Annotated in this window: 27 protein-coding genes and 1 pseudogene; 23 read left to right on the top strand and 5 right to left on the bottom strand. The window is 40.8% G+C overall.

The window, feature by feature from the left end; all coding sequences use genetic code 11:
• Positions 1-229: 229 nt before the first annotated feature.
• The gene (gene recF, locus K5Q29_RS07295) at positions 230-1,324 is read right to left on the bottom strand and encodes a DNA replication/repair protein RecF (RefSeq protein ID WP_105138903.1); all 1,095 of its coding nucleotides are present in this window, start codon (positions 1,322-1,324) and stop codon (positions 230-232) included.
• 2 nt (positions 1,325-1,326) lie between these two features.
• Positions 1,327-1,710: a S4 domain-containing protein YaaA gene (gene yaaA, locus K5Q29_RS07290; protein ID WP_014638861.1), complete on the bottom strand. Its 384-nt coding sequence runs from the start codon at positions 1,708-1,710 to the stop codon at positions 1,327-1,329.
• 73 nt (positions 1,711-1,783) lie between these two features.
• Here yaaA and yfmF point away from each other — a divergent pair, with 73 nt between their 5' ends.
• From yfmF to K5Q29_RS07250, 8 genes are all read left to right on the top strand, one after another.
• On the top strand, positions 1,784-3,037 hold the full coding sequence (gene yfmF, locus K5Q29_RS07285; RefSeq protein ID WP_014638852.1) for an EF-P 5-aminopentanol modification-associated protein YfmF: 1,254 nt from the start codon (positions 1,784-1,786) through the stop codon (positions 3,035-3,037).
• Positions 3,034-4,317, top strand: coding sequence for an EF-P 5-aminopentanol modification-associated protein YfmH (gene yfmH, locus K5Q29_RS07280; protein ID WP_105138904.1), 1,284 nt, complete (start codon positions 3,034-3,036; stop codon positions 4,315-4,317). Before yfmF ends, yfmH begins: the two co-directional genes overlap by 4 nt.
• A gap of 81 nt (positions 4,318-4,398) precedes the next feature.
• Positions 4,399-5,253, top strand: coding sequence for a cytoskeleton protein RodZ (gene rodZ, locus K5Q29_RS07275; RefSeq protein ID WP_105121897.1), 855 nt, complete (start codon positions 4,399-4,401; stop codon positions 5,251-5,253).
• 19 nt (positions 5,254-5,272) lie between these two features.
• Positions 5,273-5,812 (top strand): CDP-diacylglycerol--glycerol-3-phosphate 3-phosphatidyltransferase, encoded by a 540-nt coding sequence (gene pgsA / locus K5Q29_RS07270; protein ID WP_105138905.1) that lies wholly within the window; start codon positions 5,273-5,275, stop codon positions 5,810-5,812.
• On the top strand, positions 5,812-6,648 hold the full coding sequence (locus K5Q29_RS07265) for an energy-coupling factor ABC transporter ATP-binding protein (protein ID WP_044683102.1): 837 nt from the start codon (positions 5,812-5,814) through the stop codon (positions 6,646-6,648). Before pgsA ends, K5Q29_RS07265 begins: the two co-directional genes overlap by 1 nt.
• Positions 6,624-7,466 (top strand): energy-coupling factor ABC transporter ATP-binding protein, encoded by an 843-nt coding sequence (locus tag K5Q29_RS07260; protein WP_105138906.1) that lies wholly within the window; start codon positions 6,624-6,626, stop codon positions 7,464-7,466. The genes K5Q29_RS07265 and K5Q29_RS07260 overlap by 25 nt, the downstream gene beginning before the upstream one ends.
• Positions 7,459-8,253 carry an energy-coupling factor transporter transmembrane protein EcfT gene (locus K5Q29_RS07255; RefSeq protein WP_105138907.1) on the top strand — a complete coding sequence of 265 codons (795 nt, stop codon included), beginning with the start codon at positions 7,459-7,461 and terminating at the stop codon, positions 8,251-8,253. Before K5Q29_RS07260 ends, K5Q29_RS07255 begins: the two co-directional genes overlap by 8 nt.
• Positions 8,254-8,384: 131 nt before the next feature.
• Positions 8,385-8,939, top strand: a complete 555-nt coding sequence (locus tag K5Q29_RS07250; RefSeq protein WP_105138908.1) for a LysM domain-containing protein — start codon at positions 8,385-8,387, stop codon at positions 8,937-8,939.
• Between the two features lie 457 nt (positions 8,940-9,396).
• Here K5Q29_RS07250 and sdaAA read toward each other — a convergent pair whose 3' ends face one another.
• Both sdaAA and sdaAB read right to left on the bottom strand, forming a co-directional pair.
• Positions 9,397-10,269 (bottom strand): L-serine ammonia-lyase, iron-sulfur-dependent, subunit alpha, encoded by an 873-nt coding sequence (sdaAA, locus tag K5Q29_RS07245; RefSeq protein ID WP_105138909.1) that lies wholly within the window; start codon positions 10,267-10,269, stop codon positions 9,397-9,399.
• A gap of 12 nt (positions 10,270-10,281) precedes the next feature.
• Positions 10,282-10,953 carry an L-serine ammonia-lyase, iron-sulfur-dependent subunit beta gene (gene sdaAB / locus K5Q29_RS07240; protein WP_002938202.1) on the bottom strand — a complete coding sequence of 224 codons (672 nt, stop codon included), beginning with the start codon at positions 10,951-10,953 and terminating at the stop codon, positions 10,282-10,284.
• A gap of 214 nt (positions 10,954-11,167) precedes the next feature.
• Between sdaAB and mnmA the strand changes: the two genes are divergently transcribed.
• The gene (mnmA, locus tag K5Q29_RS07235; protein WP_105138910.1) at positions 11,168-12,292 is read left to right on the top strand and encodes a tRNA 2-thiouridine(34) synthase MnmA; all 1,125 of its coding nucleotides are present in this window, start codon (positions 11,168-11,170) and stop codon (positions 12,290-12,292) included.
• 42 nt (positions 12,293-12,334) lie between these two features.
• Here the strand turns inward: mnmA and K5Q29_RS07230 are convergent, their stop codons facing one another.
• On the bottom strand, positions 12,335-12,724 hold the full coding sequence (locus K5Q29_RS07230; protein WP_024389859.1) for a nuclear transport factor 2 family protein: 390 nt from the start codon (positions 12,722-12,724) through the stop codon (positions 12,335-12,337).
• Between the two features lie 125 nt (positions 12,725-12,849).
• Here K5Q29_RS07230 and K5Q29_RS07225 point away from each other — a divergent pair, with 125 nt between their 5' ends.
• The 14 genes and pseudogenes from K5Q29_RS07225 to K5Q29_RS07160 all read left to right on the top strand — a co-directional run bounded on the left by K5Q29_RS07225 (position 12,850) and on the right by K5Q29_RS07160 (position 26,460).
• The gene (locus K5Q29_RS07225; protein WP_105138911.1) at positions 12,850-13,176 is read left to right on the top strand and encodes a helix-turn-helix domain-containing protein; all 327 of its coding nucleotides are present in this window, start codon (positions 12,850-12,852) and stop codon (positions 13,174-13,176) included.
• A 141-nt stretch (positions 13,177-13,317) separates the two neighbouring features.
• A complete protein-coding gene (locus K5Q29_RS07220) occupies positions 13,318-13,770 on the top strand; it encodes an NUDIX hydrolase (protein WP_105138912.1) in 453 nt (150 codons plus the stop codon).
• A gap of 16 nt (positions 13,771-13,786) precedes the next feature.
• Positions 13,787-14,230, top strand: a pseudogene (locus K5Q29_RS07215) (NUDIX hydrolase).
• Positions 14,208-14,663 carry an NUDIX hydrolase gene (locus K5Q29_RS07210; RefSeq protein ID WP_105138913.1) on the top strand — a complete coding sequence of 152 codons (456 nt, stop codon included), beginning with the start codon at positions 14,208-14,210 and terminating at the stop codon, positions 14,661-14,663. Before K5Q29_RS07215 ends, K5Q29_RS07210 begins: the two are co-directional and overlap by 23 nt.
• Before the next feature lie 2 nt (positions 14,664-14,665).
• Positions 14,666-16,582, top strand: coding sequence for a tRNA uridine-5-carboxymethylaminomethyl(34) synthesis enzyme MnmG (gene mnmG / locus K5Q29_RS07205; RefSeq protein WP_105138914.1), 1,917 nt, complete (start codon positions 14,666-14,668; stop codon positions 16,580-16,582).
• Between the two features lie 106 nt (positions 16,583-16,688).
• Positions 16,689-18,650, top strand: a complete 1,962-nt coding sequence (locus tag K5Q29_RS07200) for a DHH family phosphoesterase (protein ID WP_105138915.1) — start codon at positions 16,689-16,691, stop codon at positions 18,648-18,650.
• A 10-nt stretch (positions 18,651-18,660) separates the two neighbouring features.
• Entirely contained in the window at positions 18,661-19,113 is a 453-nt protein-coding gene (gene rplI, locus K5Q29_RS07195; protein ID WP_012775408.1) for a 50S ribosomal protein L9, read from the top strand.
• A gap of 31 nt (positions 19,114-19,144) precedes the next feature.
• Positions 19,145-20,500 carry a replicative DNA helicase gene (gene dnaB / locus K5Q29_RS07190; protein WP_002938217.1) on the top strand — a complete coding sequence of 452 codons (1,356 nt, stop codon included), beginning with the start codon at positions 19,145-19,147 and terminating at the stop codon, positions 20,498-20,500.
• Positions 20,501-20,503: 3 nt separating this feature from the next.
• On the top strand, positions 20,504-20,755 hold the full coding sequence (locus K5Q29_RS07185; protein WP_002938218.1) for a Veg family protein: 252 nt from the start codon (positions 20,504-20,506) through the stop codon (positions 20,753-20,755).
• 307 nt (positions 20,756-21,062) lie between these two features.
• Positions 21,063-21,674, top strand: coding sequence for a 30S ribosomal protein S4 (gene rpsD / locus K5Q29_RS07180; RefSeq protein WP_002938227.1), 612 nt, complete (start codon positions 21,063-21,065; stop codon positions 21,672-21,674).
• Between the two features lie 65 nt (positions 21,675-21,739).
• Entirely contained in the window at positions 21,740-22,189 is a 450-nt protein-coding gene (locus K5Q29_RS07175) for a thiol reductase thioredoxin (RefSeq protein ID WP_105138916.1), read from the top strand.
• A gap of 133 nt (positions 22,190-22,322) precedes the next feature.
• Positions 22,323-23,837 carry a flavocytochrome c gene (locus K5Q29_RS07170; protein ID WP_105138917.1) on the top strand — a complete coding sequence of 505 codons (1,515 nt, stop codon included), beginning with the start codon at positions 22,323-22,325 and terminating at the stop codon, positions 23,835-23,837.
• A gap of 81 nt (positions 23,838-23,918) precedes the next feature.
• Complete coding sequence (locus K5Q29_RS07165) at positions 23,919-25,283, top strand: metallophosphoesterase (RefSeq protein WP_105138918.1); 1,365 nt, start codon at positions 23,919-23,921, stop codon at positions 25,281-25,283.
• A gap of 163 nt (positions 25,284-25,446) precedes the next feature.
• Positions 25,447-26,460 carry a glycosyltransferase family 2 protein gene (locus K5Q29_RS07160; protein ID WP_161947067.1) on the top strand — a complete coding sequence of 338 codons (1,014 nt, stop codon included), beginning with the start codon at positions 25,447-25,449 and terminating at the stop codon, positions 26,458-26,460.
• Positions 26,461-26,637 lie beyond the last annotated feature (177 nt).

Raw genomic sequence — 26,637 nt, 5'->3', positions numbered from 1 at the left:
AATCTTTTTCAGGATGAAGCACAAACTGGTTTGCGGTGGAAACGATGTCGTTAATACTATCAAGTAAATGAGCTTTAATCTGATCTAGCATGACTTTTCCCCTTTTATTTTTAGTGTAACATAAAAACTAACCCACCACAAAATGTGATAGGTTAGTTAACTTAATGACATTGCTCTTGACAGGGTCTTTACTTTTTTGTAAATTTTATTGACAACAGTGTAAACAATCTTATTCTGACTCAGTAACCTTACCAGACTCAATATGGAAGATTTTTAAACTATTAGGTAGCTTGTGTAAATGGTCCAAAGATGTCGTTGTAATAAATGTTTGAATCGTATCTGTAATAGTTTCTAGTAGTTTGATTTGACGATTATTATCCAGCTCACTCATAACATCATCTAAGAGTAGAATTGGGTATTCTCGTGTGACCTCCTTCATCAGCTCAATTTCAGCCAGTTTGAGTGACAGAACGAGACTGCGGTGCTGACCTTGGCTACCATAATGGGCATTCATTCCATTTATAAAGAAAGCTACATCATCTCGATGTGGTCCAACTCCTGTATTTTTCTTAAATAAATCACGTTTACGAGACTTTTCTAGTTCTGTCAAGAATTTGTCAATTAAATTGACATCATCTGTCAATTCGATTGAGGTTTGGTATTCGATTGTCAATTCTTCCCGATTGCCAGATATTTCTTGAACTTTTCTATTTCCGAATTCCTCTAATTTCTTAAGAAAGTTAATACGATGTTGGATAACACGACTACCATATTCAGCAAGTTGTTGATCTAACACGGATAGGAAGTTCTCATCAATCTTATCTGTAGATTTGAGGTAAGTATTTCTTTGTTTTAAAACGTGGTTATAATTCGATAGGTCAGAGAGATAGAGTGGTTTGATTTGCCCTAGCTCGACATCGATGAACTTTCTTCTCAAAGCAGGCGCACCTTTTATCAGCTGTAAATCTTCTGGAGCAAATAGGACGACGTTCATATGTCCAATGTAATTAGAAAGCTTGGCTTGTTTGAGATGGTTGACCTTGGTCACTCGCCCCTTGTCTGTCAAGTGAATATCAAGTGGAACTTTACCGCTTGTGCGATGGAGTAAACCAGAAACAGATAATTCCTTTTCTTGAAACTGTAATAGGTCCTTATCTGTCCGTGTTCGATGACTTCGTGTTAAGGCTAAAACATAGATAGATTCTAGAATATTGGTTTTTCCTTGGGCGTTTTCGCCTAAAAAGACATTGAGCCCTTTGTGGAACTCAATATCTAATTGGTTGTAATTGCGAAAATGTTGTAACTCTAATCGTTCTAGCCACATGTCTACATACCAGGGAAACGAACAGGTTTTCTTTCAGTCTTTTTAGTTGCTTTTTTAGGAGTTTTTACCTGTTTCTTATTCTTTTTATTTTCTTGATTTAACTTTTTAACGATTGCAGCCACACGTTCTTTTTCAGCTTGATCCTCTTGGTGCTGTTTGATTTCCTCTGCACTAGGAGCGACGATTGTGATGCTGGTGTTGTGGTCTGGGAGTGTGATAACATCTCCGACACGGATTTTTTTACCGCGTCTTTTTTCATCCTCTCCATTGAAAAGAATGGTATTTTCTTCTAAGAAACCTTTAATGGCACCTCCTGAATGGAGAATACCAGTCGTTTTTAACAATGCTTGTAATGTGATGTAGTCATCAAATAATTTAAATTCCATAAGTCACCTCGTTACAGAATATTATATCACAAAATGGTATAATGGAAGGTACAATGTTTGAAAGAGGAAGAAGATGAAATTACAAGAGGGAGTAGATCTTCATTTTATTGATACAGATCAGTTTACGACAAATCGTATACGTATTCGCTTTGCAGCTGAAATGAGTGAGGCTACAGTTGCTGGTCGTGTGTTAGTTGCAAATATTTTTGAAATGGGTAACCAAGAATTTCAGACTGCTCAGGCTGTTCGGAGAAGATTGGCAGAATTGTATGGTGCTCAGTTCTCGACCTCAGTTTCAAAACGTGGTAGGGTGCACTGTGTAGATGTGACAATTTCATATGTCAGTCCTCGTCACTTGCCAGAAAATGAGGATATTACAGTAGAGATTCTTGATTTTTTATACACGTGTATATTTAGACCACTGAAAAAGGGGCGAGGATTTGATAGCCAGATTTTCGAGGTTGAAAAAACGAATTTAATTAATTTTCTTCAGTCAGAGATAGAAGATAATTTTTATCATGCAGATGTTGAAATGAGTAAGCTTTTTTATAAAGATCCCTCTCTTCAAATTCCACGCGTCGGTAGGCTTGATTTGGTTGAAAAAGAAACAGCAGAATCAACCTTTCAGATTTATCGGAATATGTTGCGTATGGATAAAATTGATATATTTGTCTTAGGGAAGGTTGACAGAGAACAAGTAAAAAGAAAACTTGAAGATTTTGGTTTTACTTATAGAAATCCAAAATTAGAGTTAGAATATCATCAAGAATACTCAAACATCACGCAAGAAAAAATCGAGCGTAAACAGGCAAGGCAGTCCATTTTGGAATTGGCATATCATTTACAGGTGGTTTACAACGATGTAAACTATCCGGCTTTGATGGTATTTAATGGTCTACTAGGTGCTTTCTCCCATTCGAAGTTATTTATGAATGTTCGTGAGAAAGAAAGTTTGGCCTATACAATTGGAAGTCAGGTCTCTATTTTTTCAGGAATGCTGAAGGTCTATGCTGGAATTAGCCGCGAAAATAGACTCAGGGTAATGAAGTTAATTAGTAAACAACTACTTGATTTAAAATGTGGTAAATTTACAGAAGAAGAATTAGAGTTGACAAAAAATATGTTGATTCATTCGGCAACCCTGGCTCAGGATAGGCAGAATAATTTGATAGAACAAGTATATAATCAAGTTACCTTAGGAAATAGAAATTTAAGTTGGCTAGATTGGATTGAGGCTATCAAATCGGTATCAATAGACGATGTCATTCGAGTAGGACAGATGATTAATTTACAGGCTGTTTACTTTATGGAGGGGACAGAAGAATGAAGTTAGTTGAGAAGAAGTATCCTTACATGAAAGAATCTGTCTTTTATGGGAAAGTTGACAATGGGTTGACAGTTGTTTTACTTCCTAAAGTAGATTTTCATGAGACATATGGAATTCTAACGACCAATTTTGGGGGTATTCATACTCGATTTACACTGGCTAATGGTAATAGTGTTGTTTATCCTGCAGGGATTGCACACTTTTTAGAACATAAGCTGTTTGAAACTGAGAATGAAGAGGATATTATGAATGAGTTTGCTAAATTGGGAGCAAGCGCAAATGCTTATACCAGTTTTAGACAGACTAGTTACTTATTTTCAACGACTCAGAAAGTATTGGAGTCTCTATCACTTTTACAATCTTTTGTTCGAGAACCGTATTTTACAGAAGACAATGTAGAAAGAGAACAGGGGATTATTGAACAAGAAATTGAGATGTATCAAGATGATGCAGATTATCGCTTGTTTACGGGAATTTTATCATCGCTTTATCCAAAAAGTCCTTTGGCCTATGATATAGCAGGGACAGTTGAATCAATTGCTGCAATTACTGCGGATGATTTACATGAGAATTTTGATGTGTTTTATCATCCAAGTAACATGAATTTATTCGTTATTGGTAATTTTGATTTAGAGGCAGTTTGGAAACAAATTTCAAGTTATCAAGTAGCTCAGATGGATAATCCAGCTCAGTCGTTTGAATTGGCAGGTGTCCAAAAGTTGCCGATACAGGAGCATCTCTCAGAACAATTTGAAGTATCTACCCCAAAATTGGCTGTTGGTTTACGGGGAAATGACGAGGTTGATAAGGAGACTATTCAGAAATATCGGCTCAGTTTACAATTTTTATTTGCCATGTTGTTTGGTTGGACTTCAAAACGATATCAACAGTTATACGAGCAGGGAAAAATTGATTCTTCTTTCCAGTTCCAATTAGAGGTTACACCTGAGTACCACTATTTGATTATCTCGGGAGATACTCAAGAACCCATTACGCTTTCTAGTATGCTGATGAAAGCACTTAGGAAATTTGAGGATGATGCAGATGTGACAGAGGATCATTTACAATTGTTGAAAAACGAGATGTATGGAGATTTTATTCGTAGCTTAAATTCTCTTGAGTTTACAGCTAGTCACTTTGTTTCTCAGTATTCAGAATGTGAAAATGTTTTTGATATACCTCAAATGATACAAAGTCTTCAGTTAGATGACATCAGAGAGGCAGGTCGTCGCTTTATTGAACACTGTGATATGACAGATTTCACGATTTTTCCAAAATAAGTGGGCGCAACCCGTCGAAATTTCCTTGGAATTTTGTTAGAATAGTATACTGTACATGATGAGCGATAGAGAGAGGGTATTATGAGACAAAAGAGTATAGGGGAAGTACTTAGAACAGCTAGAGAAGGACGGGGTTGGACATTCGTTGATTTGCAACGGATAACAAAAATCCAAGCTAAATATTTGCAGGCACTTGAGTACAATGATTTTGATTTTATTGCAAACTCAGATGACGTTCATTCTATTTTAAAAGCATATGCTGAGGCTTTGGAATTAGATGCAGATGTCCTACTGGATGCTTACGAGACCAATAGTTTAGTGAAATATTATGAAGATGGAGAAGAAGAACTCCGATCTTCAGAATTGAAAAGAAGCTATAAGGTTCGTAAACGTAAAAAGAACTCTTATCTTCCGTTGATTTACTTATTACTTGCGACGGGTTTGATTATTATTTTTGTGACTTATATTGTTCATAGCAGGCTCCAAAATAGAGCATCTATTACGCCTACTACAACGTCATATAGTATAGTTGAGCAATCTGTATCTGAAGCAAGTAGTGGTACAGAGACGAGTTCTACTGAGCAGGCGCAGTCAAATTCAACGAGTTCAAGTAGTTCCGCTACAGAAAATGTGACTATTTCAGGATCAGGTTCTAACATTGTTGCGACCCTTAAAACAGTGACTTATCCAGTAGAAGTAACTGTAACAGCAAAAAATACAACGAGTTGGATCAGCCTTTCTGACACCTTGTTAGAGGGGGGCGTTACACTAACACCTGATAATCCAACAGTAACTACTACTATTGAAGAAGGAGTGACTTCTACTACACTTGTTCTTGGTGTTGTCAAAGGAGTAGAGGTAAGTGTAGGTGGCCAAAAGTTAGATATATCAGCTCTGACAGCCGATACAGGGTCGGTCACTTTAAATTTTGAATAAGGGCAATAAAGGTATTAGAATGAAAAAAGAAAATATTCCCAATGCATTGACGATAGGTAGGATTTTGGTAATCCCAATTTTTATCTTGTTACTGACCGTTTGGGATTCAACAATTAGTCATGTGTTGGCAGCACTTATTTTTGCATTAGCTAGTATTACGGATTATCTAGACGGCTATTTGGCTCGTAAATGGCAGGTTGTAACAAACTTTGGAAAATTTGCGGATCCGATGGCAGATAAGATTTTGGTGATGACAGCGTTTATCATGCTTGTAGAGCTTGGCTTTACTCCAGCTTGGGTAGTTGCAATTATTATTTGTCGTGAATTGGCAGTGACAGGTCTTCGTCTACTCTTGGTGGAAAATGGAGGAACAGTTCTAGCTGCGGCTATGCCAGGAAAAATCAAAACATTTTCACAGATGTTTGCAGTTATTTTCCTGCTCTTACACTGGAACGTCGTGGGGCAAATAACACTCTATATTGCACTTTTCTTCACCCTATATTCAGGCTATGATTATTTCAGGGGTGCCTCTTACTTATTCAAAGATACTTTTAAATGATGACAAATATTATCGAAGTAAAAAATCTTAAATATAAATACAACCAAGAGGATGAGCGCTATACCCTAAATGATGTCTCGTTTCACGTGAAACAGGGAGAATGGTTGTCTATTATTGGACATAATGGTTCGGGTAAATCAACAACAGTTCGTTTGATTGATGGTTTGTTGGAAGCTGAATCAGGTGATATTTATATTGACGGTGATGCCTTAACCATTGATAATGTATGGGATAAGCGACGCTTGATTGGTATGGTTTTTCAAAATCCAGATAACCAATTTGTGGGTGCCACAGTTGAAGATGATGTTGCATTTGGTTTAGAGAACCAGGGAATCCCTTTGGAGGAGATGCGTAGTCGAGTTGACGAAGCTTTGGAATTGGTTGGAATGACTGATTTCAAAACACGTGAGCCTGCTCGTTTATCTGGTGGTCAGAAGCAGAGGGTGGCGATTGCTGGAGTGGTTGCCTTACGTCCAAAAATTATTATTTTGGATGAGGCTACGTCTATGTTGGATCCAGAAGGTCGTCTCGACTTGATTAAAATTGTCCGTGAAATTAAGGAGCGTCATGGTATGACGGTTATCTCTATAACACATGATTTGGATGAGGTTGCATTGAGTGACCGAGTTATCGTGATGAAAAATGGACAGGTTGAATCAATTAGCACTCCAAATGAACTATTTATGCGAGAAGATTTGGTAGATTTAGACTTGGATAGACCATTTACGACAGAACTGGCTTCATCTTTGCGTCAGACTGGACTTGATTTACCGCTCCGCTATTTTACAGAGGAAGAATTAGAGGAAACTTTATGGGAATTGATCTCCAAGAAGTAAGCTATACCTATCAAGCTGGCACTCCTTTTGAGGGGCGTGCGCTTTTTGGTGTGGATTTGGAGATTGTTGATGGCTCTTACACGGCCCTTATTGGGCATACGGGTTCGGGCAAATCAACGATTTTACAACTCTTGAATGGATTAAATGTACCAACAGAAGGAAGAGTAGTCATTGATGATGTTGTGATTACAGCAACATCTGAAAATAAGGATATTAAGCAAGTAAGGAAGAAAGTGGGGCTCGTTTTCCAATTTCCTGAAAGTCAAGTGTTTGATGAGACAGTTTTGAAAGATGTTGCTTTTGGTCCACAAAATTTCGGAGTTTCTCAGGAAGAGGCTGAAACGATTGCGCGTGAAAAATTGGCCTTGGTTGGAATTGATGAAAGCTTGTTTGAGCGTAGTCCTTTTGAACTATCTGGTGGTCAAATGCGTCGGGTAGCTATTGCTGGGATTCTGGCAATGGAACCAAGTATCTTAGTTTTGGATGAACCAACGGCTGGATTGGACCCTGCGGGGCGTCAGGAATTGATGGATATTTTCGAAAAGCTTCATGAATCAGGCATGACAATCGTTTTGGTAACTCATTTGATGGACGATGTGGCTAACTATGCTGATTTTGTTTACATTATGGAAAAGGGAAAGCTGGTCCGTTCTGGTAAACCAGTCGATATTTTTCAAGAGGTAGATTTTTTAGAGAGTATTCAGTTGGGAGTGCCTAAGATTACTAAGTTTGCAGCTAATTTGGAGAGAAGAGGCTTTGTATTTGAACGTCTTCCTATTACAATTGAAGAATTTACGGGGATGGTGACACATGGATAAATTAATTTTAGGTCGCTATATTCCTGGGGATTCAATTATTCATCGCTTGGATCCAAGAAGTAAGCTTTTAGCAATGTTTGGATTTCTATTGATGATTTTTTGGGCCAATAATTTGGTCACCAATGCCTTGTTGATAGCATTTGTTTTAGGAATGGTTGTTTTATCTCGTATTCGCTTATCATTTTTTATTAATGGTTTGAAACCGATGATAGGAATTATTCTATTTACAACTTTCTTTCAGGTTTTCTTTACACCTGGAGCGACACTTTTATGGGAATTTTGGATTTTTAAATTATCAGTTGAGGGTTTGCAACAGGCGGCGATTATTTTTGTTCGCTTTGTTTTGATTATTTTCTTCTCAACCCTATTGACCTTGACGACAACACCGCTCAGTTTGGCTGATGGTATCGAGTTAGGGCTTGCACCTTTGAAGAAATTTAAAGTTCCTGTGCATGAAATTGGTTTGATGTTGTCCATGAGTTTGCGTTTTGTACCGACCTTGATGGATGATACCACTCGGATTATGAATGCTCAGAGAGCTCGTGGAGTGGACTTTAATGAGGGAAATCTTATTCAGAAGGTAAGGTCAGTTATTCCTATTTTGATTCCCTTATTCGCATCAAGTTTTAAGAGGGCAGATGCTCTTGCAACGGCGATGGAGGCGCGTGGGTATCAAGGCGGAGATGGGAGAACCAAGTACCGGATTTTGGAATGGAAGTTAGCAGATACGTTAGCAATTTTAGTTATGTTAGCTTTAGCTGGACTCTTATTTATATTGAAAAAATGAGTAAAAAACGCTAGAAATAGCGTTTTTATTGTCTAATCTCAATTTGTCTGTAATGTTTGTAACAATTTCACAAAGTCTAAGTAATAGTTAGAGGGTATGATAGACACATGACAGAAAGGAATGTGACTATTATGAACATTACATTAAAGAAAAACTTAAAAACAACTATTGCTGGTTTGGTAGCGGGAATCTCCCTTTTGACTGCGGGTGTAGTCAGTGCAGAAACCTATACTGTAAAGTCTGGTGATACCCTGTCTGAAATTGCTGAAACACACAATACTACTGTTGAAAAATTAGCAGAGCAGAATAAGATTACCAACTTAGATTTTATCCATGTCGGTCAAGTTATCGAATTGGGTGATGTGACAGTGAAGGCAGTAGCGAGTTCAGTTGAACAAACTCAATCAACATCAACTTCTACTGCAACAGCAACAACTAGCACCTATTCTTCAAACTTGAGTGCTGAAGATGCAGCAGCAAAAGAATGGATTGCAATGAAGGAATCAAGCGGTAGCTATGATGCCCGTAACGGTATCTACATTGGTCGTTACCAGTTGACAAATACTTACTTGAATGGTGATTACTCACCAGAAAACCAAGAGCGTGTAGCAGATGCTTATGTTGCTAGTCGCTATGGTTCATGGTCTGCAGCCAAGGCTTTCTGGTTTGCAAATGGTTGGTACTAAGATAAATTAGAAGAAGTCTAGCACGATGCTAGACTTTTTCTGTCTCACGAATGTATTTCGCAACTGCTTTTTCGTTCAGTTCAACGGTACTAAATAGTAGCCTCTAGCCCAAAACTTTTGATTTCCACGCTGTATGGACATAGGTGATGGAAAATATCAATTAAATCCCGTCTAATTTTTTAGTAAATGGATTTTCTGCGGTACTTAGGAGTGACATACATTTGGTATGTGATAAACTGTAACTGGTTTTAGCCATGCTAAACTAGTCCACTGGACTAGTTTACTCCTCCTTTATTTAACTTGACAAATTAGATTATAACAGGAAAAGAAAGGGAAGCTCAAAGCCTTGCCAGCCACAAGCATAGGTGATGGTCTTCTTGTTTTTCTCTATGAGAAAACTAGCTCGAAGTCATAATAAGAAAAGGACCGTTAAGGTCCTTTTTGGTTTACACTATTGTCAATCTTCTCCAAAAATTTCTTGAGCAAGGCGACGACCCGTCGGTGTAGCTGCAAGGCCACCTTCAGCAGTTTCACGGAAGGCAGTTGGGAGGGCTGAACCAACTTGGTACATGGCATTGACAACTTCGTCAACGGGGATTTTGGATTCGATACCTGCTAGTGCCATATCGGCAGCAACCAAGGCGTAGCTTGCTCCCATTGCATTACGTTTGACACAAGGGACTTCTACCAGACCAGCGACGGGATCGCAAATCAGACCCAGCATATTTTTGATGACAAAGCAGATGGCTTGGCTGGCTTGGTAGGGAGTTCCACCTGCTGCAAGAGTTAATGCTGCGGCAGACATAGCAGAGGCAGATCCGACTTCTGCCTGACACCCTCCTTCTGCACCTGAGATGGAGGCGTTGTTGGCGATAACTAGTCCAAAGGCTCCAGCTGTAAATAGGAAGTCAAGTTGCTGTTCTTCTGTCAAATTGAGCTTTTCAATAGCAACTCCTAGCACAGCTGGTAGACAGCCTGCAGATCCTGCTGTCGGAGTGGCACAGACTAAGCCCATTTTGGCATTCAACTCATTAACGGCCATGGCATTTCTTGTGGCGGATAGGACAGCGGAATCTGACAAGGTTTTACCAGATTTCATATAGGCATCTAACTTGGCAGCATCACCCCCTGTTAAACCAGATACGGATTTGCTTTCAGTAAGTCCATCTACGATGGAGTCTTTCATAACTGTCAAGTTTCTTGACATAATTGTCAATATTTCTTCGCGGCTGCGACCGGTCAATTCAATTTCAGTAGCAATCATGAGTTCAGCTACATTACCAGAAAAGTTGTCTGCTTGCTGAACTAATTCTTCGATAGTATAAAACATGTCTTTCTCTTTCTAGTTGAAGAAGGTTACATTGTGCAGGTGTGGAATTTTTTCAATTTCTGCAATAGAATTTTCACATTGGCGAGCATCCACTTCGATAATCATAATGGCTTTTTCGCCAGCTTTTTCACGTGTCACGTTCATTTGGGCGATATTGATGTCATACTTAGAAAGGACATCGGTCACTTTCGCAATCATACCAGGGACATCTTGGTGAACAATAATAATAGTTGGCGTATTCATATTGAGATTGACAGAAAAACCGTTGAGCTCTGTTACTTGAATGTTTCCCCCACCTATGGAAACGCCTGTGGCTGAGATGGATTTTTTATCGTTTTTTATGATGATTCTGGTGGTATTGGGATGTGGGGTATTGCTGTCCTTGTTGACACGCCAGTAAACCTTAATGCCTCGTTCTCTTGCAATATCAAGAGAGTCAGGAATGCGGGGATCATCCGTATCCATGCCCAGAATACCTGCTACCAAGGCTACATCCGTACCGTGACCACGATAGGTCTTGGCAAAGGAATTGTAGAGTTGAAATTCCACCTCTGTTGGCTCATCGCCGAAGATGGAAGACACAATTTTTCCAATGCGGACCGCACCAGCTGTGTGACTAGAAGATGGACCAATCATAACAGGTCCAATAATATCAAAGACCGATTGAAATTTTAAGTTTGTCATAGTAATCCTCACGTTTTTCTTGGTACTATTATATCAAATTTTCCAGTTAGAGAATATGCCTAGATGAATGTGTTTTCTTATGTTAAAATTCTATCGCTTACTCTTTTTGTATGGTATAATACAAGTTGTTCAAAATCGTCAATCGTTTTTGGATAATCAAATTTTGGAATACGACCTTCAAATCGTTATTTCTACGAAAAGATGGGAGAAGATTATGTCAATTGACAATTCTAAAACCCGTGTTGTTGTCGGTATGAGTGGCGGTGTGGATTCATCGGTTACGGCTCTCTTGCTCAAGGAGCAGGGCTACGATGTGATCGGCATCTTCATGAAAAACTGGGACGACACGGACGAAAATGGCTTCTGTACAGCAACAGAAGACTACAAGGACGTGGCTGCAGTGGCAGACCAAATCGGCATTCCTTACTACTCTGTCAACTTTGAAAAAGAGTATTGGGACCGCGTATTTGAGTACTTTTTAGCAGAGTATCGGGCTGGCCGCACCCCCAATCCAGATGTCATGTGTAACAAGGAAATCAAGTTCAAGGCCTTCTTGGATTACGCTATGAATTTGGGGGCGGACTATGTGGCGACGGGGCACTATGCTCAGGTGTCACGCGACGAGGACGGCACCGTTCATATGCTACGTGGGGCAGACAATGGCAAGGATCAGACCTACTTCCTTAGCCAACTCTCACAGGAACAGCTGCAGAAAACCATGTTTCCGCTCGGCCATTTACAAAAGCCTCAGGTAAGGGAAATAGCAGAGCGAGCAGGCTTGGCGACCGCTAAAAAGAAAGACTCGACAGGCATCTGCTTTATCGGTGAAAAGAACTTCAAAGAATTTTTAGGACAATATTTGCCAGCCCAGCCCGGCCGGATGATGACGGTGGACGGTCGTGACATGGGAGAACATACAGGTCTTATGTACTATACCATTGGCCAGCGGGGCGGGCTTGGTATCGGAGGACAAATCGGTGGGGACAATGAGCCTTGGTTTGTTGTCGGGAAAGACCTGTCAAAAAATATCCTCTATGTCGGTCAAGGCTTCTATCATGAGTCCTTGATGTCAACTTCTTTACAGGCTAGTCAAGTACATTTTACACGTAATATGCCTGAAGAATTCACGCTAGAATGCACAACTAAGTTCCGCTATCGTCAACCAGATAGTAAAGTAACTGTCAAGGTAAAAGGTGACAAGGCAGAGGTTGTTTTTGCAGAGCCACAACGAGCCATCACACCAGGTCAAGCCGTTGTTTTCTACGACGGTCAAGAGTGTCTGGGCGGTGGCATGATCGACATGGCCTACAAAGATGGGGTTGCTTGTCAGTATATTTAATCAAAAATAAAAGCTTAGCACCCTCATGCTAAGCTTTTTATCTTATCCCCAGAAAGCATCTTCGGCTTTTTGGTCGGCTGAGAAGAGCCAAACTTCCTTGATTTTGCCATCTTCCATACGGAAAAGATCGATGCCATTCATGTTTAGTTCTTCACCATCTGTTCGAGTACCGAGGAATGTTACGTTAGCGGCAACAAGAGTATCATTATCGGATACCCAGTTTGTCACTACTTTGAAAGTTCCATTTGTTTTTTCGGCGAAAGTTGCTAGATGTGCTCCGAGTACTTCCTTACCAATTTTAGCACCAGATGTTGAATGATTTCCGGGTTGATGCCAGATAATGTCATTAGCCATTGTTTCAAAAAGAGCTGCAAAATCACCAGCGATGAGAGCATTGTTATAGGCATTAAAAATTTCCAAGTTTGTTGACATTTGATGTCCTCCAATTTTTTTGGTATAGTACAATTATAGCTGAAGCATTCCATTATGCAAGTAGGTACTTTTGCATTCGTTAGTATCAAAAGTGATACTATTGTGATAAATAAAGGAAAATTTTTTTGAAAAAAGTTAGTGAATATGGTATTTGCCCTTTTGCAACAACACAAAAAGTCTTGACTGGTAAGTGGGGATTGGTGATTATCTACCAACTCAGTACAGGAACGAAACGCTTCAATGAATTACAGCGACTGATTCCAGGTATTACTCAAACCATGTTAACAAGGCACCTTAGACAATTGGAGGAGGATCGCATTATTAGTCGCACGGTCTATGCAGAAGTCCCCCCTCGTGTAGAGTATAGCTTGACTGAGATGAGCGAAAAATTTCGTTCGGTGCTGGATGCTGTTGAGGCTTGGGGTTTAGAATATATTGAAACGTTAGCGTAACACTAGATTTGAAATTCTACAAATCTTTTGATAGAATAAGAGTAACAATTATCATGATGGTCAAAGCTCATGGGAATTGTAGGCTTTTTTGTCCTGCAATTTTCGAGAGTTTTGGCTATTTTTTGCTATTGAGGAGAGAAGATGGACTTTCGGACAGTGGTAGGCAACCAGTCCTTTGGTGTTCGTGCGACGGGATTGTTAGTAAAAGATGAAAAACTATTTCTTATAAGGGCACCTGAGGGGAAATACTACACCTTAGGTGGAGCTATTCAGCTTGGTGAAACGACGGAAGAGGCTGTCCTGCGGGAAATGCAAGAAGAAATCGGAATTGAGGTGGAACTTGGACCACTAGCATTTATCGTTGAAAATCAGTTCACCTTACAGGAGAAATCCTATCATCAGATTGAATTTCTCTATATAGTTACCCCGCTGTCTAATCCAGCTCCCAATCTGGAAGAAGGGAATTCTGTTCGCCAGTGTGAATGGGTTACTTTTGCGAACTTAGAGAAACTGGATCTCAATCCAGCCTTTCTTAAGACCGAGCTAGCCAAATGGGACGGACAACTAAAGCATTTTATGAACAAAGACAACTAAAGTAGCGGAGGAAACCATGCCTGTTAAATTGATTGCCCATGTCTTGCTGACTGTTGCAGACAGCCACTTGATTATTCAACGTTCGCAGATTAAGCGTGGCAAACCCAATGTTTTTCCCCGATATTGGGACATTCTAGGCGGTCGTGTCGAGGAGAATGAGTTACCCCGTGATGCTGCAGTGAGAGAGTGTTTTGAAGAAACAGGTATTTCGATAGAAAAGGAAAATCTGATCATTATCCATGAAGATAGTCAGTTTGATGAAGAAAAATAGACGGTGTTTACAAGGCTGGTCTATGAAGGAACACTTACAGAACAGGTAAAAACCATTCTTCTTGACCCAGAAGAACATACAGATTTTCTATGGTTAGCCCCTAGCGGTAAAAATAAGAAAAACTTAGTTCCATATCTGGACGAAATTTTAGAAAAGAGAAGGATAAATGGATTTCAGAACCAAAGTTGACAACCAGATTTTCGGTGTCCGTGCCACTGCATTGATTATAAAGGATGGGAAAATTTTCCTGACCAAAGATTATAAGGGCCGTTATTATACCATTGGCGGTGCGGTTGAGGTCAATGAGGTAGCAGCAGATACGGTTGTTCGAGAAGTCAAAGAAGAATTAGGGATTGACAGTCGTGTCAACCAACTGGCTTTTGTTGTCGAAAATAAGTTTACACAGGAAGGCATAGACTTTCACAATATCGAGTTTCATTTTATCGTGGAGCCTATTGGAGAAATACCTGAGGAGATGATTGAAGATAACTTGAAACAAGCTTGTGAATGGATTGAACTTGACAAGCTTGTCAACCTAGATGTCGTACCAGCCTTTCTGGCTCAAGAATTGCCAAATTTGAATGGGCAAGTCAAACACATCATGAACATAAAGGAGAAATAAAAATGACACACACATTTGCAGAAAACTACGATGTCATCGTGATCGGGGCGGGGCATGCGGGTGTAGAAGCAGGCTTGGCAGCCAGCCGAATGGGCTGTAAGACCCTGCTTGCGACGATTAACTTGGATATGGTGGCTTTTATGCCATGTAATCCCTCCATTGGTGGCTCTGCCAAGGGTATTGTGGTAAGGGAAATCGATGCCCTGGGTGGCGAAATGGGTCGCAACATTGACAAGACCTATATTCAGATGAAAATGCTTAATATGGGCAAGGGGCCAGCTGTACGTGCCTTGCGGGCTCAGGCGGACAAGGCAGAGTACGCAGCGGAGATGAAGCGGACGGTGGAGCGTCAGGAAAATCTGACCCTGCGTCAAACCATGATTGATGAGATTTTGGCGGAGGATGGTAAGGTTATCGGTGTTCGCACGGCCACCAATCAGAAATTCTCAGCCAAGGCGGTTGTAGTGACGACGGGAACGGCCCTGCGTGGCGAGATTATCATCGGAGATCTCAAGTATTCGTCAGGCCCTAACAATAGCCTAGCTTCTATCACGCTGGCGGATAATCTGAAAGAATTGGGACTTGAAATCGGTCGTTTCAAGACAGGGACACCACCTCGTGTCAATGCTCGCACCATTAATTACGACGAAACCGAGATTCAACCAGGCGATGAAAAGCCAAATCACTTTTCATTCTTGTCCAAGGACGAGGATTATTTGCAGGACCAGATCCCTTGCTGGCTGACCTACACCAACGCGACCAGCCATGAGATTATCAACAGCAATCTTCATCGGGCGCCTATGTTCTCAGGCATTGTCAAAGGGATTGGGCCCCGTTACTGTCCGTCTATTGAGGACAAGATTGTACGCTTTGCCGACAAGGAACGCCACCAGCTTTTCCTAGAGCCAGAAGGTCGCAATACAGATGAAATCTATGTCCAAGGGCTGTCAACCAGTCTGCCAGAAGATGTGCAGCAGGACTTGATCCACTCCATTAAAGGCTTGGAAAATGCTCAGATGATGCGGACGGGCTATGCCATTGAGTACGATATGGTTATGCCTCATCAATTGCGGGCGACGCTGGAAACTAAGAAGATTTCTGGGCTCTTTACAGCAGGTCAGACCAACGGAACATCAGGTTATGAAGAAGCAGCAGGTCAGGGAATTGTCGCTGGTATCAATGCAGCCCTTAAGGTACAGGGTAAGCCTGAGTTAATTTTGAAACGAAGCGACGGCTACATTGGTGTTATGATTGATGACCTAGTGACCAAGGGAACGGTGGAGCCTTACCGCCTCTTGACCAGTCGGGCAGAATACCGCTTGATTCTGCGTCATGACAATGCCGATATGCGTCTGACTGAAATCGGTCGTCAGGTTGGCTTGGTGGATGATGAACGCTGGCAGGTTTTCCAGATTCACAAAAATCAATTTGACAATGAAATGAAACGCTTGGAATCTATCAAACTCAAGCCAATCAAGGAAACCAACGAAAAAGTTGTTGCTATGGGCTTCAAGCCCTTGACAGACGCTTTGACCGCCAAGGAATTCATGCGCCGTCCAGATGTGACTTACGCAGATGCGGTGGCCTTTATCGGTCCCGCGGCAGAGGATTTGGATGCCAAGACCATTGAATTGATTGAAACAGAGGTCAAGTACGAGGGTTATATTGCCAAGGCCTTGGATCAGGTGGAGAAGATGAAACGCATGGAAGAAAAGCGTATTCCAGCCGACATCGACTGGGATGATATTGACTCCATAGCGACCGAGGCTCGTCAGAAATTCAAGCTGATTTCACCAGAAACCATTGGCCAGGCTAGTCGGATTTCCGGTGTCAATCCAGCAGACATCTCCATTCTTATGGTCTACTTGGAAGGACGCAGTCGTTCCATTGCTAAAAACAAATCAAAGGACAGTCACTAAGGCTGTTCTTTTCGCTGTATGTCAGCTATATGTCAACTACTTTAAAATCATGTGAAAAGTAGCTTTTTTACTGAATTTATGGTAGAATGGCAGGCAGAGGTTAGTGATGAAAAGATTTCGATTTTCGACAATTCACTTTGTCATGATAGGTGTCATTTTATTTGGGTTGGTGGCTCTTGTCCACCGACTTTTTCCAATTGGTGCCAGTACAGTTTTCGCGCTACTCATCAGCCTATTGGTGTTGATTGCGCTGTTTATTTATCAAAAACATTCTTATGAATTTAGTGAGCTAGAACAGATTGAATATCTCAATAATCAGGCCAATTCTGGTTTGATGATGCTCTTGGATAAAATGCCAGTGGGAGTTATCAAAGTTCGACCAGATAGTAATCAGGTAGAATGGTTTAATCCCTTTGCTGAGCTGATTTTTGCTCAAGAAAATGGTGAGTTTGATCAAAAAAAACTACGTGAAATTATTGACGTTGGTCTGGATGAGGAGCGAATTTATGCGAACTTTTCAGGCAAGAGATACGCTGTTAACGTTGATTTTGATCAAGGGTTATTTTACTTTTTTGATGCGTCAACAGAGTATTCAGCGACAAATAGTTTGATCGGAAGCCGTCCTGTTATAGGGATTATTTCAGTTGATAACTATGATGAGCTTGAGGATGCTGTAACAGATTCTCAAATCAGCCAAGTCAATTCCTTCTTGGCTCAATTTGTTTCGGAATTTTGCCACGATTACGGTATCTACTACCGACGCGGCACAATGGATCGATTCTATTTCTTTACAGATTATGCTGTGTTGGAAAAATTGATAGAGAATAAGTTTTCAGTTATTGATAAGTTCCGCGAGGAGGCTAAAAAGTTAGATTTAGGTTTGACTTTGAGTATGGGATTGGCGTATGGTAATGAAAATCATCACCAAATCGGACAGATTGCGCTCCAAAATCTCAATATGGCTGAGGTTCGTGGTGGAGACCAGGTTGTGGTCAAGGAAAATGATGAGAGTAAACAGCCACTTTTCTTTGGCGGTGGCTCGGCTTCTTCCGTTAAACGAACACGTACGCGGACTCGTGCTATGATGACTGCTGTATCAGATAAACTCAAATCGGTTGATGCTGTTTTTGTGGTGGGACATCGTAATTTAGATATGGACGCGCTTGGATCCGCGGTCGGTATGCAGTACTTTGCTCAAAATATTATGAACAATGCCTATACGGTGTATAATCCAGATGAAATGGCACCAGATATTGCACGTGCTATCAAGAAGTTGAGTGATGAAAATTGTTCTAATTTGCTAACGGTTGAGGAAGCCATGAAGATGGTCACTTTCCAGTCGTTGTTAATCATGGTAGATCATTCAAAGATTGGCTTGACTTTGGATAAGGATTTCTATGAACAATTTACCCAGGTTGTGGTGGTTGATCATCATCGTCGCGATACAGATTTCCCAAATAACGCAGTTTTGACTTATATAGAGAGTGGTGCTAGTTCTGCGAGTGAGTTAGTAACGGAATTAATTCAATTCCAGAATGACAAACACCATAAGCTTAATCGCATTCAATCTAGTTTATTGATGGCTGGGATTATGCTTGATACAAAAAATTTCACCTCTCGTGTGACCAGTCGTACTTTTGATGTGGCTAGTTACTTGCGGACTCGTGGTAGCGATAGCTTGGAAATTCAGCAGATTGCTGCGACAGATTTTGAGGAATATCGTCAAATCAATGAACTGATTTTAAGTGGGCAGAGAATTGAGTCCAATATTGTTATTGCGTGTGCAGATGATACTAAAGAATACGATAATATTATTCCGAGCAAGGCTGCCAATACAATATTGGACATGGCAGGAATTGAGGCGGTATTTGTTATAACAAGAAATACCAAAGGGTATGTATCTATTTCTGCAAGGAGTCATAGTAAAATCAATGTTCAACGCATTATGGAGGAAATGGGTGGAGGTGGCCACTTTAACCTAGCTGCCGCTCAGGTATATGACCAGACAATCGCAGAAGTATGTGAAAAATTGACGGATAAAATCCGAGAAGAAATAAATGGAAATTAGGAGAACAGATATGAAAGTAATCTTTTTAGCAGATGTTAAAGGTCAAGGTAAAAAGGGTGAGATTAAGGAAGTTCCAACAGGTTACGCCCAAAATTTCTTGATCAAGAAAAATTTGGCTAAGGAAGCAACAAACCAAGCGATCAGCGCCCTTCGTGGTCAGGAAAAATCTAAGGAAAAGGCTCATGCAGAGATGATTGCAGAAGCAGAGGCTATCAAGGCTAAGCTGGCTGAGGAAGCTACTTTAGTGAAATTTGTCGAAAAAGTTGGTCCAGATGGTCGTACCTTTGGTTCTATTACCAGCAAGAAAATTGCTGAAGAATTGGACAAGCAATTTGGCATCAAGATTGATAAACGCCATATTCAGCTGGATCACCCAATTCGTGCGATTGGTCTCATTGATGTACCAGTTAAAATCTATCAAGATGTAACAGGCATCATTAATTTGAGTATTAAGGAAGCTTAATTATTTATCTAACCAGTGAGGAGGTGAGATCTTGGCAGAGTTGGATGAATTGCGGGTGCAACCGCAGGATATTCTAGCTGAACAATCGGTATTAGGAGCTATTTTCCTTGATGAAGGCAAGCTGGTCTTCGTTCGTGAATACATCGAAGCTGAAGATTTTTTCAAACATGCTCATAAGCTAATTTTTAAAGCTATGATTGCTCTTTCTGATAGAAATGAGGCAATTGATGCGACTACCATGCGTAACTATTTAGTGAACCATGGTGATTTGGAAAATATTGGTGGCTTGGCCTATTTGGCTGAAATCATTAGTTCCGTGCCGACGGCAGCCAATGCGGAATTCTATGCCAAGATTGTTGCTGAAAAGTCTAATCTCCGTAAACTGATTGCCCGTTTGACGGATGCAGTTAATCAGGCTTATGAGGGTGCGGATGGTTCAGATGACATTATTGCCAATGCTGAAAAAGCTTTGATTGATGTCAGTGAGGGAGCCAGTCGAAGTGGTTTCAAGCGGATTGATGATGTCTTGAATATCAACTTTGACAACCTTGAAACTCGTGCTAAGCAGACGTCGGATATTACAGGGATTGCAACTGGTTATCCTGCTCTTGATGCCATGACAACGGGTCTGCATGAGGAAGAGTTGATTATTCTTGCGGCTCGTCCTGCGGTTGGTAAGACGGCATTTGCGCTCAATATTGCACAAAATATCGGTACAAAACTGGGTTTGACAGTTGCTATCTTTTCTTTGGAGATGGGTGCAGAAAGCTTGGTTGACCGTATGCTCGCTTCTGAGGGAGTTATCAATTCGAGGGCTATTCGTACGGGGCATTTGACGCAGGAAGAATGGAATAAGTACATGGTGGCTCAAGCTAACCTGGCTCGGGCTAGTATCTATATTGATGATACACCAGGTATCAAGATTACAGAGATTCGTTCGCGTTCACGTAAGTTGGCTCAGGAAACGGGCAATCTGGGCTTGATCTTGATTGACTATCTTCAATTGATTACGGGAACAGGTCGGGAAAATCGGCAACAAGAGGTTTCTGAGATTTCCCGTCAGTTGAAGATTTTGGCCAAGGAATTGAAAGTTCCCGTTATCGCCCTTAGTCAGTTGTCACGTGGAGTTGAGCAACGTCAGGATAAGAGACCTGTTCTGTCTGATATTCGTGAATCTGGGTCTATCGAGCAGGATGCCGATATTGTTGCCTTCTTGTATCGTGATGATTATTATGAGCGCGGTGAGCAGGAAGACGGTGGTATTCCCAATAATACGGTTGAAGTCATCATTGAGAAAAACCGTTCCGGTGCGCGTGGTACCGTGGAACTGATGTTCCAAAAAGAATACAATAAATTTGCAAGTATTTCCAAGAGGGAGGATGGATAGAGAATGAGTGATGCATTTACAGATGTTGCTAAAATGAAGCAAATCAAACAAGATATTAAGGACCATGAGGGACAAATCGTTGAATTGACCCTTGAAAATGGTCGTAAGCGTGAGAAGAATAAGCAGGGGCGTATTGTGGAGGTTTATCAGTCTCTCTTTATCGTTGAATTTGAAGATCCAAACAATACCTTTGTGGAATCTTATACTTACTCAGACATTTTGACAGAAAAGATTTTGATTCATTATTTGGATTAATCGCTATATAAGGCTTTACAGAGCCTTTTTTTTGTGCTATACTAATCTTTGTGCGAAATAACAGCAGGGCAAAATGAAGCTCGTCAACAGAAGGTCAGCAAGAAGAGTAATCGTTGCTGTTTCGATGAAGGCCTCCTGCACGAATCAGGTTTGCTTAAAACGTTATTTCCTATAAACAAGTCTTTTTGTTTCCTTTTAGTACTAGGCAAGGAGGGGCAGGCTATACTGAGGTATGCCAAGCCGACTTAACGACGTAATAAAAGAGAAACGAAATGACGGAAATTTTTATTTTAGGAGGACATAACATATGTCACGTTATACAGGACCATCTTGGAAACAAGCTCGTCGTCTTGGCTTGTCATTGACAGGTACAGGTAAAGAATTGGCACGTCGTAACTACGTACCAGGTCAACACGGACCAAACAACCGTTCTAAATTGTCAGAATACGGTTTGCAATTGGCTGAGAAACAAAAATTGCGTTTCTCTTACGGTTTGGGTGAAAAACAATTCCGTAACTTGTTCGTACAAGCTACTAAAATCAAACAAGGTACTCTTGGTTTCAACTTCATGCTTCTTTTGGAGCGTCGTTTGGACAACGTAGTTTACCGTCTTGGTTTGGCAACTACTCGTCGTCAAGCACGTCAATTCGTAAACCACGGTCATATCCTTGTTGACGGCAAACGCGTTGATATTCCTTCATACCGCGTTGAAGTTGGTCAAGTTATCTCAGTTCGTGAGAAGTCAATCAAAGTTCCAGCTATCCTTGAAGCTGTTGAAGCAACTCTTGGTCGTCCAGCTTTCGTATCATTCGATGCTGAAAAGCTTGAAGGTTCATTGACTCGCTTGCCAGAACGCGACGAAATCAACCCAGAAATCAACGAAGCTCTTGTCGTAGAATTCTACAACAAAATGCTCTAAGATTTGTATCGATATTTTAAAAGCCCTATTTACAAGGGCTTTTTGTCTGTATTTGAGGAGGGATTATGTGGCGTAAGTATTCTTTGCTAGTGGTATTGACTATTTTGGTCGTAGGTGGGGCATTCTTTCTATCTCAATCAGCGGCTGCACCAGATGAATCAGACTACGTGAAGGCTGTAAAGAGTTATCAGGCTATTTCGATAGATGAAGTGGAGCAAAAAATCCAAAACGAGGAAGAATTTATATTATACATAGGTCGTGAGACATGCCCTTATTGTCGTGACTTTGTTCCTAAATTAACAGAGGCGGTAGAGCAATCACATGCGACTATCTACTATTTAGATAGCGAGTCGGATCCGACAGGAAAAATACAACAATTTCGACAGAGTCAAGGTCTTGCTACGGTTCCTAGCTTAACCTATTATAAATCTGGTAAATTATCTGGAATACTTCGTAAAGGGAGCCAAGTAACAATATCCGAAATAGCGAGCTTTTTATCTCTTCAAGGGCAGTAAATAGCTATATAAAATGTGTGATGTTTGAATCATACATTTTTTGTTCATGTTTGTGAAAATATTTCAAAACAAATTGAAAAACATTTCACAATCTTGTATAATACTAATATCAGATAAAAATTGGAGGTTTATCATGAAAAAGAAAGCTTGGTTAGGCTTACTAATGAGTCTACTTGCTGTTGTGTTTTTGGTAGCGTGTGGAGGAAAATCTGACAAAACTGCAACTTCTTCATCGTCTACTACATCTTCTTCAGAAGAGGCTGTTTCAGGTGCATCTGTGAAAGAATATACAGATCCATCTGAGTTGAAAGATAGCTATGATGTTATCGTAGTTGGTTCAGGTGGTGCAGGGATGTCGGCAGCTATATCAGCTAAAGATGCTGGCGCTAGTGTTGCTCTCTTGGAAAAAATGCCTGTTATCGGTGGTAATACGGCTAAATCATCAGCTGGTATGAATGCTTCACAGACTAAATTCCAAGAAGCGGAAGGTATTGCTGATACAAACGATAAGTTCTATGAAGAAACACTTAAAGGCGGTAAGGGAACAAATAGTCCTGAATTACTTCGTTATCTTGTAGATAACTCTGCTAGTGCAATTGACTGGTTGGATGGAATGGGAATTACTCTTAGCAACCTTACTACAACTGGTGGTATGAGTGAGAAACGTACCCACCGTCCAGCAGATGGTTCAGCTGTTGGTGGCTACTTAGTAAATGGTCTTTACCACAATCTTGTTGAACGTAAAGTACCAATTTTTGTCAATGCAGATGTTAAAAAACTCCAAGACAAGGATGGGGCTGTGACAGGTGTTGAAGTGAAGATTGCTGGTGAAACTAAGAAAATCTCAGCTAAAGCAGTTGTATTGGCGACTGGTGGTTTCGGTGCTGATTTGGAAATGGTTGCTAAATTAAACCCAGCATTGAAAGGTTATGTTACAACTAACCAAGAAGGTTCAACAGGTGACGGTATTGCACTTGCTGAATCAGAAGGTGCAGCAACTGTTGATATGGAACAAATCCAAATTCACCCAAGTGTTGAGCAAGAAACTTCTTACTTGATTACAGAAGCAGTTCGTGGCGAAGGTGCTATCCTTGTCAACTCAAAAGGTGAGCGTTTTGTTAACGAATTGGAAACTCGTGATAAAGTTTCTGCGGCTATCAATAGCTTGGAGCCAAACTATGCTTATGTTATCTTTGATGATGCCTTGAAAGATCGTGTGAAAGCTATTGCTCAATACGAAGAAAAAGGTCTTGTAAAAACGGGTGCTACACTTGCAGATTTGGCTAAAGAAATTGACCTACCTGCGGATACACTTCAAACAACGCTTGATACTTGGAACAAGGCTGTAGCAGATAAGAATGATGCGGCATTTGGTCGTACATCAGGTATGGACCATGCTTTGAATACTGGTTCTTACCACGCGATTAAAGTTGCACCTGGTGTTCACCATACAATGGGTGGTGTGAAAATCAATACCAATACTGAAGTATTGAAAACAGATGGTTCAGCAATTTCTGGTCTTTATGCTGCTGGTGAAGTAACTGGTGGTGTTCATGGTCAAAACCGTATTGGTGGTAATGCTGTAGCAGACATCATCGTATTTGGTCGTCAGGCTGGTGAACAAGCAGCTGGATTTGCTAAGAAATAAATTTTAATATGAGGGGTTGGCTACAGTCTAACTCCTCTTTTCGTATTGTCGTCATTCACTAAGATGATATACTTTTAAGGTATGAAGAAGAAAATAGTATTATTGTTAGGAGCTATTGCAGTCATTGTTTTGATTTGGTCTGCTATTGCTGGCCAGCGTCAGCAATCCTATGTCGAGGCTGAATTAAGAGATCAAGATAAAATTTGGATTATCACAGATTTGCATTATTTGTCACAGGATTTATTTGATGATGGAGAGGCTTTTTCTTATATCGAAAAAACAGCTGCTGGCAAGGATTTACGTTATGGAAAAGAGTGGATGGAGGTCTTGGTTGAGCAGGTTGAGCGTGAGCAACCGTCCTTGTTACTAGTCAGTGGGGATTTGACTCTCAATGGTGAAAAGCAGAGCATGGTTGAGTTGGCGCAGTATTTTACCCAGATTGAAGAAAAAGGAACGGAGGTTTTGGTCATTCCTGGCAACCATGATATTGCCAGTGGCTGGGCTAGGGCCTTTAAGGGAGATCAGCAGATAGTGACGGATCAGGTCACCGCCCAGCAATTTTCAGATACATTTGACAATCATGGCTATCAACAAGCCAGCAGTCGTGATCAAGCCTCATTGAGCTATCTGGCCAAGCCATTTTCAAATGCATGGTTTCTGATGATAGACAGTAACATCTACTCTGACGGCTACGGCAAAGGAGCTCCTCCAACCAATGGACGTATCAAAAAAGAGACCTTGGATTGGATAGAAGTACAGCTTCAGGCAGCCAAGGAAGCTGGAGTGAGCTTGATACCTGTTGTCCATCACAATGTCTTGCAACAGCATGCCATGCTCTCAAAAGGCTATACTTTGGATAATGCTGCCGATTTGAAGGCCTTGTTCAATCAATATGGCATTCAATTTGGTTTTTCAGGCCACACTCATTCTCAGAATATTGTTGAAGAAGACTTGGGGCAAGTCAGCTATTCTGAGGTGGTCAATGGAGCATTTTCTATTTACCCAGCTGTTATCGGCCAACTGAGCCTTGATGATACAAGCATTCGCTATCAAAAAACTCAACTTGATATGGCTTCGTGGGCAGAAAAGCACCAACCTAGTGATCCAAATTTGCAGAATCACCTAAGCTACTTACAAATCGTCTTTGACAATACCAGCGACATCATGGTCCACAATGTGTTGAACGATGAACGGTGGTATGATGGCGAGACAGCAGATGCTATTTCACAATTTATCATGCCAGCCAATCGTGCTTATTTTTCAGGAGAAAAATTGGACCAGACTTGGCTTGAAGAGATGGTATTTCCTAGCCAAGCCTATCAGACCTTGCAAGCGGCATCACCGAGAAGTTTCTTGGCTGATTATCTTGATGTGATTATAAAACGGAGTCAAAGTCGAGATGTGGAAAAACTAGTGATTAAAATAAAAAAAGATTTTGCCCAATAGTTTCCCACAGATTGTTGAAAAAATCCACGACTTATCCACAAGCTGTGAATAAGTTATACCGTAGTAACCATCCGAGCAGGTCTGTTTTTACAAACAAAAATACTCAGTAACTTTCCTGAAAATGTGATAAAATAGTAACAAATTGTGTCAAATGGAGAGAAAGATGACCTTACTAAGCATTGCCATTCCGAGTTATAATTCGGAGGCCTACCTTCATTACTGTGTTCATTCCCTTGTAATGGGTGGTGACAAGGTTGAAATTCTGATTATCAACGATGGTTCGACCGATCGGACTCAGGAAATCGCAGAGGGACTAGAGAATCAATTTTCAAACGTACGTGCCATCTATCAGGACAATAAGGGCCATGGCGGAGCTGTTAATACAGGGATACGTGAGGCCAAGGGTAAGTACTTTAAAGTCGTGGATTCAGATGACTGGGTTGATACCAGAGCTTATTTGAAGATCCTAGAGAGTTTACAGGATTTGGAAGACGAAAATACGCCAGTTGATGCCTTCATTTCCAATTTTGTTTATGAAAAAGAGGGGCAATCTCGTAAAAAATCCATGTCTTATCAATCCACTCTACCTGAGAACCGTATCTTCGGTTGGGAGGATGTGGGTGCCTTTTCCAAGGGTCAATACATGATGATGCATTCCTTGATTTACAGGACAGATTTATTGCGTGAGGTTGGTCTCGTTCTACCAGAGCATACTTTCTATGTGGATAATATTTTCGTGTTTACCCCTTTACAGGCTGTGAAAACCATGTACTATCTGCCAGTAGATTTTTATCGTTACTTTATTGGGCGAAATGACCAGTCTGTCAATGAATCCGTCATGATTAAGCGCATTGACCAGCAGTTAAAAGTTAATCGGATCTTAGTGGATAATTTAGACTTGGAGGCGATTGATAATCCTGATTTACGGAGTTATTTGCTCAATCATGTGGAGATTACGACCATTATCTCCTGTGCCCTTCTCAATCGTGCTGGAACAGCTGAGCATATGATGAAAAAGCAGGAATTATGGCACTATATTCGTGATAACAATCCAGCTCTCTTTAAAATCGTTCGTAAAGGGTTACTCGGGCAATTAACTAACTTATACGGTTATCCAGGTCGAAAAATTTCCAATGCCGTCTATAAAATTGCGAAAAGAATTTATGGTTTTAACTAGGAGGTTGAATGCCACTTCTCAAAGCTAGTGTCAATATCTCAGCACAGTGGTTGATTGGCTCTAACAATCTGGGAGATTGTTAGAGGTTGGAGATAAGATTTGCACAGCAAATCTCAGCAATTCGTGTTGCACACTTCAAATCTGACCTAATCAACTGTGTGGGGGCGAGACGACGAA

Source organism: Streptococcus sp. 2018037, from assembly GCF_019754195.1.
Taxonomy (GTDB): Bacteria; Bacillota; Bacilli; order Lactobacillales; family Streptococcaceae; genus Streptococcus; species Streptococcus hashimotonensis.
The sequence above is the reverse complement of the archived record's forward strand: the minus strand, read 5'-3'. Positions and strand labels throughout refer to the sequence as shown.

What these genes read in the sequence shown, in the direction of transcription:
- K5Q29_RS07260 (WP_105138906.1), top strand. Translation starts at nt 6,624, where the DNA reads ATGGGAATTGATCTCCAAGAAGTAAGCTATACCTATCAAGCTGGCACT.
- K5Q29_RS07265 (WP_044683102.1), top strand. Translation starts at nt 5,812, where the DNA reads ATGACAAATATTATCGAAGTAAAAAATCTTAAATATAAATACAACCAA.
- rplI (WP_012775408.1), top strand. Translation starts at nt 18,661, where the DNA reads ATGAAAGTAATCTTTTTAGCAGATGTTAAAGGTCAAGGTAAAAAGGGT.
- sdaAB (WP_002938202.1), bottom strand. Translation starts at nt 10,953, where the DNA reads ATGACAAACTTAAAATTTCAATCGGTCTTTGATATTATTGGACCTGTT.
- rodZ (WP_105121897.1), top strand. Translation starts at nt 4,399, where the DNA reads ATGAGACAAAAGAGTATAGGGGAAGTACTTAGAACAGCTAGAGAAGGA.
- K5Q29_RS07170 (WP_105138917.1), top strand. Translation starts at nt 22,323, where the DNA reads ATGAAAAAGAAAGCTTGGTTAGGCTTACTAATGAGTCTACTTGCTGTT.
- yfmF (WP_014638852.1), top strand. Translation starts at nt 1,784, where the DNA reads ATGAAATTACAAGAGGGAGTAGATCTTCATTTTATTGATACAGATCAG.
- recF (WP_105138903.1), bottom strand. Translation starts at nt 1,324, where the DNA reads ATGTGGCTAGAACGATTAGAGTTACAACATTTTCGCAATTACAACCAA.
- yaaA (WP_014638861.1), bottom strand. Translation starts at nt 1,710, where the DNA reads ATGGAATTTAAATTATTTGATGACTACATCACATTACAAGCATTGTTA.
- mnmG (WP_105138914.1), top strand. Translation starts at nt 14,666, where the DNA reads ATGACACACACATTTGCAGAAAACTACGATGTCATCGTGATCGGGGCG.
- K5Q29_RS07175 (WP_105138916.1), top strand. Translation starts at nt 21,740, where the DNA reads ATGTGGCGTAAGTATTCTTTGCTAGTGGTATTGACTATTTTGGTCGTA.
- mnmA (WP_105138910.1), top strand. Translation starts at nt 11,168, where the DNA reads ATGTCAATTGACAATTCTAAAACCCGTGTTGTTGTCGGTATGAGTGGC.
- rpsD (WP_002938227.1), top strand. Translation starts at nt 21,063, where the DNA reads ATGTCACGTTATACAGGACCATCTTGGAAACAAGCTCGTCGTCTTGGC.
- pgsA (WP_105138905.1), top strand. Translation starts at nt 5,273, where the DNA reads ATGAAAAAAGAAAATATTCCCAATGCATTGACGATAGGTAGGATTTTG.
- K5Q29_RS07230 (WP_024389859.1), bottom strand. Translation starts at nt 12,724, where the DNA reads ATGTCAACAAACTTGGAAATTTTTAATGCCTATAACAATGCTCTCATC.
- K5Q29_RS07220 (WP_105138912.1), top strand. Translation starts at nt 13,318, where the DNA reads ATGGACTTTCGGACAGTGGTAGGCAACCAGTCCTTTGGTGTTCGTGCG.
- K5Q29_RS07185 (WP_002938218.1), top strand. Translation starts at nt 20,504, where the DNA reads ATGAGTGATGCATTTACAGATGTTGCTAAAATGAAGCAAATCAAACAA.
- K5Q29_RS07165 (WP_105138918.1), top strand. Translation starts at nt 23,919, where the DNA reads ATGAAGAAGAAAATAGTATTATTGTTAGGAGCTATTGCAGTCATTGTT.
- sdaAA (WP_105138909.1), bottom strand. Translation starts at nt 10,269, where the DNA reads ATGTTTTATACTATCGAAGAATTAGTTCAGCAAGCAGACAACTTTTCT.
- K5Q29_RS07255 (WP_105138907.1), top strand. Translation starts at nt 7,459, where the DNA reads ATGGATAAATTAATTTTAGGTCGCTATATTCCTGGGGATTCAATTATT.
- K5Q29_RS07210 (WP_105138913.1), top strand. Translation starts at nt 14,208, where the DNA reads ATGGATTTCAGAACCAAAGTTGACAACCAGATTTTCGGTGTCCGTGCC.
- K5Q29_RS07200 (WP_105138915.1), top strand. Translation starts at nt 16,689, where the DNA reads ATGAAAAGATTTCGATTTTCGACAATTCACTTTGTCATGATAGGTGTC.
- K5Q29_RS07160 (WP_161947067.1), top strand. Translation starts at nt 25,447, where the DNA reads ATGACCTTACTAAGCATTGCCATTCCGAGTTATAATTCGGAGGCCTAC.
- K5Q29_RS07250 (WP_105138908.1), top strand. Translation starts at nt 8,385, where the DNA reads ATGAACATTACATTAAAGAAAAACTTAAAAACAACTATTGCTGGTTTG.
- yfmH (WP_105138904.1), top strand. Translation starts at nt 3,034, where the DNA reads ATGAAGTTAGTTGAGAAGAAGTATCCTTACATGAAAGAATCTGTCTTT.